This window comes from Nostoc sp., from assembly GCF_036917935.1.
Classification (GTDB): Bacteria; Cyanobacteriota; Cyanobacteriia; order Cyanobacteriales; family Nostocaceae; genus Nostoc.
Genome location: NZ_JBALEL010000002.1, coordinates 485,034 through 497,934, shown reverse-complemented (window position 1 = coordinate 497,934; position 12,901 = coordinate 485,034). Strand labels below are relative to the sequence as shown.

Annotated in this window: 13 protein-coding genes; 8 read left to right on the top strand and 5 right to left on the bottom strand. The window is 41.8% G+C overall.

What is annotated here, in order from left to right:
- Window positions 1-77 precede the first annotated feature (77 nt).
- Complete coding sequence (locus V7K62_RS02440; RefSeq protein ID WP_334861300.1) at window positions 78-1,433, top strand: UDP-N-acetylmuramoyl-tripeptide--D-alanyl-D-alanine ligase; 1,356 nt, start codon at window positions 78-80, stop codon at window positions 1,431-1,433.
- Window positions 1,430-1,861 carry a GNAT family N-acetyltransferase gene (locus V7K62_RS02435; protein WP_334861298.1) on the top strand — a complete coding sequence of 144 codons (432 nt, stop codon included), beginning with the start codon at window positions 1,430-1,432 and terminating at the stop codon, window positions 1,859-1,861. Before V7K62_RS02440 ends, V7K62_RS02435 begins: the two co-directional genes overlap by 4 nt.
- Before the next feature lie 160 nt (window positions 1,862-2,021).
- On the opposite strand, the gene V7K62_RS02430 is transcribed toward V7K62_RS02435, so the two are convergent.
- Both V7K62_RS02430 and V7K62_RS02425 read right to left on the bottom strand, forming a co-directional pair.
- Window positions 2,022-2,351 (bottom strand): hypothetical protein, encoded by a 330-nt coding sequence (locus V7K62_RS02430; protein WP_334861296.1) that lies wholly within the window; start codon window positions 2,349-2,351, stop codon window positions 2,022-2,024.
- Window positions 2,352-2,552: 201 nt separating this feature from the next.
- Window positions 2,553-2,954, bottom strand: coding sequence for a fasciclin domain-containing protein (locus V7K62_RS02425; protein WP_069073559.1), 402 nt, complete (start codon window positions 2,952-2,954; stop codon window positions 2,553-2,555).
- 168 nt (window positions 2,955-3,122) lie between these two features.
- Here V7K62_RS02425 and V7K62_RS02420 point away from each other — a divergent pair, with 168 nt between their 5' ends.
- Window positions 3,123-4,058: a putative 2-dehydropantoate 2-reductase gene (locus tag V7K62_RS02420; protein WP_334861293.1), complete on the top strand. Its 936-nt coding sequence runs from the start codon at window positions 3,123-3,125 to the stop codon at window positions 4,056-4,058.
- 53 nt (window positions 4,059-4,111) lie between these two features.
- Here the strand turns inward: V7K62_RS02420 and V7K62_RS02415 are convergent, their stop codons facing one another.
- Window positions 4,112-4,339, bottom strand: coding sequence for a hypothetical protein (locus V7K62_RS02415; RefSeq protein ID WP_322696896.1), 228 nt, complete (start codon window positions 4,337-4,339; stop codon window positions 4,112-4,114).
- 744 nt (window positions 4,340-5,083) lie between these two features.
- Between V7K62_RS02415 and V7K62_RS02410 the strand changes: the two genes are divergently transcribed.
- The gene (locus V7K62_RS02410) at window positions 5,084-7,462 is read left to right on the top strand and encodes an AAA family ATPase (RefSeq protein ID WP_334861288.1); all 2,379 of its coding nucleotides are present in this window, start codon (window positions 5,084-5,086) and stop codon (window positions 7,460-7,462) included.
- Between the two features lie 130 nt (window positions 7,463-7,592).
- Here the strand turns inward: V7K62_RS02410 and V7K62_RS02405 are convergent, their stop codons facing one another.
- The gene (locus V7K62_RS02405; protein ID WP_334861286.1) at window positions 7,593-8,063 is read right to left on the bottom strand and encodes a GAF domain-containing protein; all 471 of its coding nucleotides are present in this window, start codon (window positions 8,061-8,063) and stop codon (window positions 7,593-7,595) included.
- Between the two features lie 181 nt (window positions 8,064-8,244).
- On the opposite strand from V7K62_RS02405, the gene V7K62_RS02400 reads away from it, so the two are divergent.
- The 3 genes from V7K62_RS02400 (at window position 8,245) to V7K62_RS02390 (ending at window position 9,734) form a co-directional block, all read left to right on the top strand.
- Window positions 8,245-8,787, top strand: coding sequence for a Uma2 family endonuclease (locus V7K62_RS02400; protein ID WP_334861284.1), 543 nt, complete (start codon window positions 8,245-8,247; stop codon window positions 8,785-8,787).
- A 32-nt stretch (window positions 8,788-8,819) separates the two neighbouring features.
- Window positions 8,820-8,918 carry a WD40 repeat domain-containing protein gene (locus tag V7K62_RS02395; protein WP_334861282.1) on the top strand — a complete coding sequence of 33 codons (99 nt, stop codon included), beginning with the start codon at window positions 8,820-8,822 and terminating at the stop codon, window positions 8,916-8,918.
- Window positions 8,919-8,987: 69 nt separating this feature from the next.
- Window positions 8,988-9,734 (top strand): DUF561 domain-containing protein, encoded by a 747-nt coding sequence (locus tag V7K62_RS02390; protein ID WP_334861280.1) that lies wholly within the window; start codon window positions 8,988-8,990, stop codon window positions 9,732-9,734.
- A 56-nt stretch (window positions 9,735-9,790) separates the two neighbouring features.
- Here the strand turns inward: V7K62_RS02390 and V7K62_RS02385 are convergent, their stop codons facing one another.
- Window positions 9,791-10,939, bottom strand: coding sequence for a DegT/DnrJ/EryC1/StrS family aminotransferase (locus tag V7K62_RS02385; protein WP_334861278.1), 1,149 nt, complete (start codon window positions 10,937-10,939; stop codon window positions 9,791-9,793).
- Between the two features lie 327 nt (window positions 10,940-11,266).
- Between V7K62_RS02385 and V7K62_RS02380 the strand changes: the two genes are divergently transcribed.
- Window positions 11,267-12,043 (top strand): ABC transporter permease, encoded by a 777-nt coding sequence (locus V7K62_RS02380; RefSeq protein ID WP_334861276.1) that lies wholly within the window; start codon window positions 11,267-11,269, stop codon window positions 12,041-12,043.
- The last annotated feature ends 858 nt before the right edge of the window (window positions 12,044-12,901 follow it).

Sequence of the window (12,901 nt, the reverse complement as noted above, 5' to 3'; positions counted from 1 at the left end):
CGCAAATCTTGTTGTTTAATCCAGTGTTGTGTCATAATTCGATTTTATAATTTTGAACTTTAAATTGTAAATTACTTATGCGTTGTTCTGCCACTCTAACCCAACTGGTTGAAGTTCTTTTGGCCCAGGCTGTAAACTTATCTGAAATTGCTCTAACACAAGTAAGTAGCGGTATCCAAACAGATAGCCGTACCCTAAAGTCGGGTGAAGTATTTCTAGCTTTACGAGGCGATAAGTTTGATGGACATGAATTTGTGCTAACTGCGATCGCAAAGGGTGCAATAGCTGCAATCGTAGATTTTGAATACGAAAATCCGGGATTTCCGGTATTACAGGTAAAAGACACTCTCAAGGCATATCAGAGAATTGGCAGATGGTGGCGCGATCGCTTTAATATTCCTGTAATTGGAGTAACCGGTTCTGTAGGTAAAACGACAACCAAAGAATTGATCGCCGCAGTTTTAGGAACAAAGGGACGAGTTCACAAAACTTATGGAAATTACAACAACGAAATTGGTGTTCCGAAAACTCTCCTAGAACTTGGCGCAGAAAATGACTATGCCGTGATTGAAATGGCGATGCGGGGTAGAGGACAAATTGCCGAACTGACGCAAATAGCGCGTCCAACAATTGGAGTGATTACCAATGTGGGAACGGCGCATATTGAGTTACTGGGTTCCGAAGAAGCGATCGCTCAGGCAAAATGTGAGTTGTTAGCCGAAATGTCTGTTGATAGCGTGGCAATTCTCAACCACGATAATCCCCTATTAATCGCCACTGCTGCGAAAGTTTGGCACGGACAAGTTGTAACTTTCGGCTTTTCTGGTGGGGATATTCAAGGGCAGTTAATTGATCACGAGACTGTGGAAGTCGCAGGAATCCAACTACCTTTACCTTTACCCGGTCGTCATAATGCCACTAATTTCTTGGCAGCTTTAGCGGTGGCAAAGGTGTTGGGGATTGATTGGGCATCTCTCAAAGCAGGTGTAATGGTGGATATGCCTACAGGACGATCGCAGCGATTTAACTTACCCAATGATGTGGTAATCTTAGATGAAACTTATAATGCTGCACCAGAAGCGATGATCGCAGCATTGCAATTATTGGCAGACACACCCGGAAAGCGGAAGATTGCCGTATTGGGTGCAATGAAAGAATTGGGAGAGCGATCGCAGCAGTTGCACCAGCGAGTGGGAGAAACAGTCCGAAAGTTGAATTTAGATGGTTTGTTGGTTTTGGTAGATGGACAAGATGCCGAAGCGATCGCCCTGAGTGCCGAGGGTATTCCATCGGAGTGTTTTGCAACTCATGCCGAGTTAGTGGCTAGGTTGAAGACATTTGTGCAAGCAGGCGATCGTTTATTATTCAAAGCCGCCCATTCTGTAGGACTAGATCGGGTAGTCAATCAGTTACGTGCAGAATTTCCCCAATGATACCACTAGAAACCCAACGTCTCATACTGCGAGACTTTGTAGAATCAGATTGGCCAGCAGTTCATCAATACGCTAGCGATCCTAAAGTTGTGCGTTATTTAACATTTGGCCCAAATAGCGAAGAAGATACCAAAAATTTTTTGCAAAGAGAGATTTCATTACAAGGGGAAGAACCCCGTCAGCATTTTGCTTTGGCAGTAACTTTAAAACCCCAAAAGCAATTAATTGGTATCTGTCGCATATCCGTTAAAGATACTGACAACAAAATAGGCTCCATTGGATACTCTTTTAGTAAGGAATTTTGGGGACAAGGATATGCGACTGAAGCTGTAAAAGCACTTGTATCATTTGGTTTTCAGGAGTTAGACAGACTTACATCGCATATTTACGACTTGTCACCCATAAAACATTACCTCAGCACGAATTAGGCAAAAAATTGGAATGCAGCAGGAAGGAGATTTGCGAGAACACCATTGAGATTAAGGGAGAATGGCGAGACTCTTGGCTCTATGCCATCCTTGAGCATGAAGGGAGAGGTGTCAAATGATGATTTTCTGAAAATATCTACCTATAGACGCCCGATAGACTTCAGTTGGAAAGACTAGGAGTGTTATTGTAGCGTCTTTGAAAAAGAATTGCTGCCAAATTAGTCACCAAGCAGGTGATTGCTAGCCACAGTAAGATATAAGTAGGAGCCATCACCACGCCAATCATGAACCAAGTATATACGTGCAGTATCATTACAGAAGCGAAAAAGCTAGCAATTCTAGCAGATTGCCATACTTGATGCGATGGACGGCGTAACGCTACCAGGCTTATCGTTAAAATGGTGACAAGCAAGTTCGCTGGTACGAGAAATGTACAAATACTTACGCAGTTGCCACGAGAGAACTCAGCTAAGGTGTTAAAATCGAGCATTAATTTCTTGGGATAGGATGTTAGCTTTTTAATAATTTAATTTATTTTAAAATAACGAAATATATATTAACGTATGAGTGAGTAATCACATTGCAAATATAACATAAATTAAACTATTTAGTTGCGTTTTGATACTACCAATAGTTAGTTAATTATAAAGATTTTGGATAAGTAGGGTGGAAAACATCCACCCTAGCTGAATTAACCCGGTAAAATTACCGTATCGATAACGTGTACTACACCATTATCAGCTTCGATATCTGCTGCTAAAACTGTGGCATTTTTAACTTCAAAACCATCAGAAGAATCAATTTTAATGGGTGAACCTTCCACAGAATTAACCGTGCCGAGTTGTGCTAAATCAGCCTTTAGCAGCTTTCCGGGAACGACATGATACTTTAAAATCCGCGTTAGCTGGGGAATATTTTGTAACAGAGTTTGGATAGTTCCCGCTGGTAACTTGGCAAAAGCATCGTCATTTGGTGCAAAGACAGTGAATGGGCCAGGACTTTTTAATGTTTCTACTAAACCAGCAGCTTGTACAGCCGCTACTAGTGTTTTAAAAGACTCAGCCGTAACTGCAATATCAACAATATCAGCCATATATCTTACCTAAATCTCTGCAAAAGATTTTAAAGGATAATAAACCTATTTTAAGTTTTATTAAAGAAAATAAATTTCAGATCAGGCGTTGAATAAAGTACACCTAGAGGCGTAATCCTGTCAGACATCACCTTATGATGTTTCTAGGAAAATTCCGTTATAAAAGAAATGTCCGATCGCACGTATGCCATTCTGGGAACTGGAGCATTAGGTGGATTCTATGGCGGCAGGCTGCAAAAAGCTGGGTTGGATGTCCACTTTTTGCTCAAGAGTGATTACGAACAGGTAAACAAATATGGTTTAGTGGTAGAGTCCAAAAACGGCGACTTCACCCTTGCTAAAGTCCACGCCTACAACGACGTAGAAAAGATGCCACAATGCGATGTGGTGGTGGTGGCACTGAAAAGTACGCAAAACCATTTACTACCAAAGATGTTGCCACCTGTGGTTAAAGATGATGGGGTGGTGTTGGTATTACAGAATGGACTTGGTGTAGAAGAGGAGGTTGCTGAAATTGTTGGTAATGTAACTGTTATCGGTGGATTGTGCTTTTTATGTTCTAACAAAGTGGGGCCAGGGCATATACACCACCTAGACTATGGGCAAATTGTCTTCAGTGAATATACTTGTAATTATCAGCCTCGTGGGACAACTGAAAGAATGCAGCAAATTGCTGATGACTTTGAAAGCGCTGATATCTCAATTGAATTAGCCGAAGATTTACTACTAGCACGTTGGAAAAAGCTGGTGTGGAATATCCCCTACAATGGGCTTTCTGTGATTCTCAACGCTAGAACAGATGAATTAATGGCGGATGAGTACACCCGCGAGTTAGTTGAACAGTTGATGTATGAAGTAGCTATGGGGGCAAAAAGCTATGGGCGGATTATTAGCGATCGCTTTATTCAAACAATGCTCGATTATACTGTCAAAATGACGCCTTACCGCCCCAGCATGAAAATTGACTACGACGAACATCGTCCCTTGGAGATAGAAGCAATTTTCGGCAACCCATTACGGAAAGCCCAATTAAAGGGTGTGAATTTAGTGCAGATTAGCTGTTTATACCACCAGTTGAAGTTTTTAGATGCCAGGGAAAAGTGAGGGAAATGAGGGAGACAAGGGAAACAATTCTTTACTCCCCACTCCCCCGATTTTTAACGCAGGGATTCAAAAATTACTGCTATTGTCATTAAACACAACAGGATAATTCCCAGTGGAAGCAAAAACTGTTGTAAAAGGTACAGCAGTATGGGTATGATTTGTAAGATACCCAAACCACTGGATAAAACGTAAGCGATCGCAATGCCAAATAGCACCAACAAAAAATATTTTAAGGATTTAGAGGCAAAGCGAAATAAAAGCGTATCCTGATTTGTGTCCATAGTTTTACTCACGAAAGTAGCTAAAGTTTTAGCAGTGAATATTCTTTTTGATTACTCCACTTCTCCTTAAAAATGAGGCTGTGGGGAATCAACAGTATTAGTTTGAAAAGTCAATAGTTGCCTTGCTGGGTGAATTATTCAAAGACTGTTGCTGCCTTTGTGGATTGTTTTGCTTTTCATAATTAACTAATAGTTGGAACGAAATAAACAATCCCAACAACAGAAGCAAAAACGAGCCAAACCCAGAGGAATACTTATTTATTTCCCGCTCAACACCACATTTAAGGCAGACATATCTATTGGAATTACGTGTATCTTGGGCAAAAGGGCACTGATTCTGATTGCAATCATGATGACAATCTTTGTCTAACATCATTGAACCTCCTGTAGGGTTAAGACTTACATACTTAGTTGTAAATACGCTCTACAGAATCTAGTTAGTTAATACCCACTGCCTGTTTAGTAGACACCACTTTCATGAGTAATTAATATGGGAAGTAACAGCTGTGATTTACTAAGCTTGCAGTAGTAGCGCTCGCTAAATCTCTCCTCAACCACCTTTTTTTGGGGCTTAACTTAACTTCGCCTGTATTACTTACAAGAGTAATACAACCCCAAAGGCTTTGCAGTTGGATAAAGTAAGTTTCCTACCGAGTAGGAAAAAGTATTTTGTAGTATGGCGGGTAGGAAGAAGTAGTAAAAATATGGTTATAATGAATTACAAATGATACATCAAGTTCGCAAATGGGTACAGAAGAAGCCTTAGAGTTTGTAGATAACTTGGTTTTTCTCAAGACGGGAGAACACTTAGATAAAACTCAAAGGATTATCTTGCGTCATTTGTGGGAGGATGAAAGGCGGACTTATCAGGATATTGCCAACAGGCTTGGTTATACAGAAGCGCATTTAAAATCAGTTGGCGCAGAACTTTGGCATTTACTATCAAAAGTGCTAGGAGTGAAAGTCTCAAAATCTACCTTCCAAGGTGTGGTTCAGGGATTTAGAACAACCCAACAGTCGGCAAAAATCAGTCCTATTGCCAATTTAGCGGGCAATGACGCTAAACCCCAAGATTTAGATTCTAACTTTGTCGGGCGCGATCGCCAAATAGCCGAACTCCACACCCTCGTCAGTCGAGGAGAAAAAGTTATCCTCATCCAGGGTGAAGGTGGTGTTGGCAAAACAAGATTAGCACGCAAATATTTTAAAAGTCAAAAATTTAATTTTGTACTAGAACTGTGGATGGCCACAGAAATCCAAAACCTTACTCCTGTAGAGAGTGTAGTTGAAGAATGGCTGCGGCGAGACTTTAACGAAGAACCGGGAGGTGACTTTGGTATTAGCTTAGAACGATTACGGCGCAAACTCCGAGAGCAAACTTCTAAAATTGGCGTATTTATCGATAATCTAGAAACTGCTCTCGATAAAAATGGCAAGTTCCTAGAATATCGTCGCCCTTATGTTGAGCTATTGAGAGTATTAGCAGATTCGGATGTGCATTCAGTTACTTTAGTAACAAGTCGTGAGCGTTTACGGGAGTCTAGTGTACAGGTTTATCTTTATCAACTTGAAGGTTTAGATGATGAAGCATGGCGAGAGTTTTTCAGCAGTTGCCACATCAATTGTGATTGTACTATTCTCAGTGAAATGTGCAGGGCTTATGGAGGTAACGCCAAAGCAATGCAAATTCTCCGAGGAGCAATATTAACAGATTTTTCTGGTGACATACACGCCTATTGGCAGGAAAATTGTACAGATTTATTAATAGAAAGAGAGTTAAAAGATTTAGTCGCCAGTCAATTTACCCGTCTTCAAGAAAATGACTTAGAAGCCTATCGCCTCTTGTGTCGTTTAGGATGCTATCGTTATCAAGATATTCCTTCATTACCTATCGAGGGAGTTTTATGTTTGCTTTGGGATGTACCAGAACAAAAACGTAGAGGTGTAATTAAAGCTCTGCAAGATTTGTCTTTAATAGAAGCAAAAAAAGGACAATACTGGCTGCATCCAGTAATTCGAGATGAAGCGATTAGTAGATTAAGATTAGTCGCTGAAGAATGGGAATTAGTAAATCGAAAAGCCGCCGAATGTTGGACGCAAAGAGTTACAGCCATCAAAAATATCACAGATGCATTAACAGCTTTAGAAGCTTATTATCACTATGTAGAAATTAGTGATTTTGAGCAAGCTGGTGATGTAATTTTACAAGGGCGAGGTAAACAGTGGAGTATAGGTTTGCCTTTGGGTTGCTCGTTTTACCAACTGGGACTACTCCAGAAAAATTTCTCTGTCATTAAACGGATAATAGACGATATAAAATCACAAGAAAGACTAATTAAACTTTACAATATACTTGGGTATACATATCGAATTATCGGGTGTATTAGAGAAGCTATAGAATGCTATGATAAATCAGAAGAAGTATTAGGCAAATTAGATGTCAAGCAAACAAAAATATCTATTTTGTTCAATACTGGGCTTTGTAAACTTGAATTATGGGAAATAGAAGCAGCTGAAGATTGTTTCAATTCTGTTTGTAGCCTTGCTGAACAGAATAGCAACCTTGATGATTATATGACTTATGGTCAATGCTGTCTAGCTTTGATAAAATCACACTCTGGTAGCCGAGAAGATGCCTTTCATCTTGCTGAAGTTGCCTTTTCTGCCATGTCATCATCAACTAGAGTAACTTTATGGGGAATAGGGCATAGTTTAGTAAGTCTCTGCTTAACTTATAAGAATTTAGGTAATCTTAAAAAATCCTTTGAGTTGTGCCAACAAGCTATATCTCATGCTGAAGAAAACAACTTTACCCAGATTAAAGCTAAAGCTATAAGTTCTCTGGCTGAAATTTTTCGAGAACAGGGAGAATTTACCAGAGCAATTTTTCGTCATTCAGAAGCAATAGAAATTCTTGATAGAATCGGTGCAAAATCAGACTTAGCTGAGGCTTATTATCAGTTGGCATTGACTCATAAAAAAATGGGTGAAATTGATCAGAGTAGGGAAAGTTTTGTGCAAGCGATGTCTGCGACGGGCTACGCCTACGCACTCTTTAACGAAATGCAAGCACCCAGACAAGTTGAGAAAGTACAAACAGCAATGGAGTATTTTGAAAAATAAGTAATACTATCGGAATCCGGTTTGATTCGGAGAATTTACTTGCGTGGGCAGGGAACTCTTAACAGGAAATGAAGGGATAGATCCGTACTGAGTCTTGTTCAAAAATCAAATAGGAGTCCTATATTTGATTTTAACTAACGATTTTCCGGCTAATAGCCTCTCCAATCTCCATCAGTGTCTCTTCCTCTTCGGGAGTAAATTCGTAGGGAACCGGCTTGGCAATGCCCAAGGTACCATGCAATCGGCCATTCAGCATTAGCGGCACTGTGATGGAGCCTTCTACCTTGGTTTCTTTTGCTGAGGGTCTGGCCACCCCCGATTCGTCGGTTTGCAGGTTGCAAATCTGTACGGGTTGCTTGCGTTCGGCGGCGACACCGGCCATCCCTTTGCCAATAGAAATTACCGTCATTTTAGGCAAGAGGAATTCTGGAATGCCCTGATAAGCCTTTAGGTGCAATAACTGGCTGTCCTGATTTAGGGTATGGATGGTACCTGTAGAGCAGTCGAAAGCGGCCAGGATTTCGGTCAGCAGTCGGTTCCAGTCGATGGTAGACGCTTCATCAGCTAGGGTATCAAAAATGGGTTTGGTATCTGAAGTCATAGTGGTAGGAAATAAAGTTTGATCATAAACGCGGAAAGTAATTAGAAAAATTCACTTAGAAAAACCAATCTCCCCTTTTTACATCCCCTGAAAAGTCAGAGTAATTTATGGGGCGATCGCACCTGGAGAGGTCTGTTGTCTCCATAATATAAATACAAGGCGTGTGATAATTAGAGGTTTTATGTCCCTAACGCTTGAAGACTTGGAACAAATGCAGCAACAGCATCCTGACTTTCGTATGGAACTAGTCAAGGGTAATATTATTGTTATGAGTCCATCAGGATACGAATCAGATGAAGTCGCAGCTGCGATGATTGCCCAGTTACATAACTGGGTTAGACCGCGCAAACTGGGGCGAACAGCAGCTTCTAGCGCCGGTTTCAGGTTGCCTAATTCCGATTTGCGCGCACCAAACGCCTCATTTGTTTTAGCCGAACGCTTGCGTCGCAGCCCGAAGTCCTTTGCTCAATTGGCTCCCGATTTAACTGTAGAGGTGAAGTCCCCTAGCGATAACTTACAGGATCTGAGAGCCAAAATTCAAGAATTTCTGAGTTTGGGAACTAAGGTAGGAATTTTGCTCAATCCAGATGAGCGGATTGTTGAAGTTTACAACTTTGGGCAAGAGGCGATAATACTTCGTGATGGCGATATTTTAACAGTTCCCGAACTGCTCCCAGGATGGGAAGTACCAATTGCAGATTTGTGGCCTCCAGAGTTTGACTAGATAGTGGTAAAAGACCCTACAGACGTAGATGGATGGAACTAGAAGTTTATGCGATCGCTTTCAGTGTAGATGGCAAAACTTTGATCAGTAGCGGTAAGGATAAAATTATCAATATTTGGCAACTACTATAGTGATTTAGTCTCTGATCAACAGAGGGACGGTAGAATATACCTAATTTTCGTAGCTTCAAAAGCCAAACTATGACGATGCATTCCACACTCCAACGTGCATTTACTAACCGCCGCGTTCTAAAAGTGATCAGCGGTTTAAATAACTTTGACGCCGCTAGCGTCGCTGCTACTGTCAAAGCTGCTGAATTTGGCGGTGCTACTTTTGTCGATATTGCCGCCGATCCAGCTTTAGTCCAACTAGCTAAAAGTTTGACAAGTTTACAAATTTGTGTATCGGCAGTAGAGCCAGATAAATTTGTGCAAGCAGTGGCAGCTGGTGCTGATTTAATTGAAATCGGTAATTTCGATTCTTTCTATGCTCAAGGACGCCGCTTTGAAGCTCTGGAAGTACTAGCGCTGACTAAGCAAACCCGCGCTCTCTTCCCGGAAATCACCCTATCTGTCACCGTTCCCCACATCCTGGAACTAGATCAACAGGTACAGTTAGCAGAAGAACTGGTGAAAGCTGGAGCAGATATTATCCAAACCGAAGGCGGTACTAGCAGTAACCCAGTTCACCCCGGAACTCTAGGATTAATTGAAAAAGCTGCCCCCACCTTGGCAGCAGCTTTTGAGATTTCTCGTGTAGTGTCAGTGCCAGTATTGTGTGCTTCAGGGATTTCTAGCGTTACCGCACCATTAGCGATCGCAGCTGGTGCTGCTGGTGTTGGTGTTGGTTCCGCCATCAACCAACTCAATAGCGAAATCGCAATGATTGCCGCTGTGCGTGGCTTAGTAGAAGCCTTGGCGACTGCAAACAACCGCGCGATCGCTTAGTTTTTAATGGGGAGTGGGGAGTGGTGAATATTAAAATTCCCTATTCCCTATTCCCCTCACCCCAAACAATCCTTCAAGGCATAAATCACCTGATCTTGCTGCTGTTGTGTCAGTTCTGGGAACATAGGCAAGGATATAACCTCATGGCAAGCTTGCTCTGCTATTGGCAAGTCCCCAATTTGATAGCCCAGACTTTGATAAACTGGCTGCAAATGTAAAGGGTGGGGGTAGTAAATCATTGAACTCACGCCCTGTTCTTGCAATTGACTACGCACCCAATCTCGATATTTGGCGCTAGAACCATTGCGCCCTTCGCCGGATATGCGAATAGTGTATTGATTCCATACCCCAATACCCCCAGGTAATTCTTGGGGCGGGACAATCCCCGGAACTTGACTAAGGTACTGGTAGTAATAGTTAGCAATATCTCGGCGGCGATCGTTCCAAATATCTAAATAACGTAGCTTAATCTGCAAAATGGCTGCTTGGAGAGCATCCAAGCGGCTATTTACACCGATTTCTTCATGTAAATATCGAACTTTACTACCATGATCTCGTAGTATTCGCAGTTTAGTGGCGATCGCTGGGTCATTAGTCGTTATTGCTCCACCATCGCCGCAACCACCAAGATTTTTGGTAGGGTAGAAACTAAAGCAACCAATATGTCCAATGCTTCCTACTTTTTCATCAGCCCAAATTGCCCCTGTAGACTGAGCGCAATCTTCAACTATTGACAAATTGTGAGACAGAGCGAGAGCCATTAATGATGTCATATCCACGGGTTGTCCAAATAGATGAACCGGGATAATCGCTTTAGTTTTAGATGTAATCGCCGCTGCGACTTGCTCCACATCTAAATTAAACGTAGTCGCGTCAATATCAACGAAAACAGGCTTTGCACCCACGGCGCTAATCACTTCAGATGTCGCAATAAAGGTAAAAGGCGTTGTAATCACTTCATCGCCTGCACCAATGTCCAAGACTCGTAACGCTAAGTAGAGCGCATCAGTACCAGAATTACAAGCCACACATTCAGTAACAGTATTATAAGCGGCAAACTGTTGTTCAAAGCCTTCGACTAAGGGGCCGCCAATATAGCGGCCAGAAGCTAAAACCTCTAAGACAGCTGCACTTACTTCTGCTTCGATGGTGGTGTATTGCTGCTTGATATCAAAGGCAGGGATGGGATTTACACTTTGGATCATGAGTTCTCATTTTATCGGGAGATACAAAGGATGCACTTCGACAGTCAATTTTTGCTGATTGAATAGTTAATCAAAGAGGAGCTACTAAAAGACTATCGCCCAAGATACGCATCTATTAGGGTTTTTACTTAAATTGTGGTGCGGTAAACCACCGCACATTTAATTTACAGATACTAGATATACTAGGTGTTTGCCATGTTTTGGTCGTACCATTGGGAATTTTGAATTGATGAAAGTGATATATATCAACCAAGATCCAACACATCCGATCAAAGTTCCTCTTGTGTGGGCTGCTTTGAAAAGAAAATACTAGGAGATAGAGAACACATGCAGGATCTGATCAAGTTGGATTTCGGGGATTTAGCTATTGCTGTGGGATTGATGGCGATCGCCATTGGTTTATCTGCCTGGGAAAAATTAGGATTAGAGTTGAGCCTAGCCCTTGCTACTGGGAGAACCATCTTACAACTTCTTGTATTGGGATACATTTTAGATTTCATCTTAGCTTTAGACAATGCTTGGGCAGTTTTGGCGCTATTAGCAATAATGCTGACAATTACGGCGATTGTCGCACGAAATCGCATCAGCCAAAAAATTCCTCATCTGTTGCCTTTGGTGTGGGGCGCAATTTTAATTAGTACCGCCGTAACAGTGTTTTACATCAACTTCTTGATCGTTCAACCAGAGAGATGGTACGAACCACAGTATATAATTCCCCTAGCAGGGATAGTCTTAGGTAATGCTACCAATGCAGCTGCGATCGCAGGCGATCGCCTTGTCAGCACCATTAATTCCAGCCATCTCGAAATAGAAACCCATTTAAGCTTAGGTGCAACTCCAGAGCAAGCAGTTAGCCAGTATCGCAAAGACGCCATCAAAGCCGGATTGATTCCTACTCTCAATCAAATGATACTCATAGGTATGGTCGCAATACCAGGAATTACCACCGGACAGTTATTAGCTGGTGTCAAACCTCTAGATGCTGTCTCCTACGAAATTTTGATTATGTTCATGGTTGCTTTTGCTAACTTGTTGACAACAGTTTTAGTCACCAAGGGGTTGTGCCGTCAATTTTTTAATTCCGCCGCGCAGCTGGTGAGATGAAGAGTGCTGAGTGCTGAGTTGAAAGACCGCCCACCTTTTTGCTAGATCAGGGCATCGCAAGCGGCAAGGCTAATAAGCTAAAAAACATCTAAATTGCATAATCAGATTAAATCAAATTCTTGTGGGGTGGGCATCTTGCCCGCCCTAGTTATGCAAATTAAATGTGAAACAGCTTACCTACGCACATAAGTACTGAGTACTTCTTAATTTACTAAGAACTCAGGACGGGCTAAACGCCTGGCTACCGCTAACGGAATTCACCACCCAGCAGTGATTAGGGTGAAGGGATTAATCTACTCCAAAATCAGTATTTTATTTCCTTGTAGGGGTGCATACCTAGCCATTGGTGTCAACTTAACGTGAAAGCAAGTCTAGAACTAACTTTTAGATTGCCTCGTTCCCAGTCTCCGACTGGGAATGCTCGTCCTTGAGGCTCCGCCTCTGTTGCTGGCGGCAGAGCCGCCAGGAGCAGCATTTCCAGCCAGAGGCTAGAAACGAGATTTTAAAGGAGTTTAAGCTTAAGTTGACACCAATGATAGCTAGCTATGCGCCCCTACGAAGTATCTACAAAATTGAAGCATAAAAATATTTTGCAAACGCATCTATCCTATGGAGTATTTTATACAAAGCATGAATAAATATTTATATAGTTATTTAAGAATAATGTAATTTCAGTATTCAAGCCTGACGCTGTAAACCTGAGAACTCAATGCATTGCGGTCTATTGGAGGTAACAGAACCAAAGCAGGAATGTCATGATTAGGAGATGTACCTTTGGGTAGGGAAGTCAAGTAGGTGAAATATTTATTAATATTATTAATAGATAGCAAGTGTAAATTCAGCGTCAGGAATCCGAAA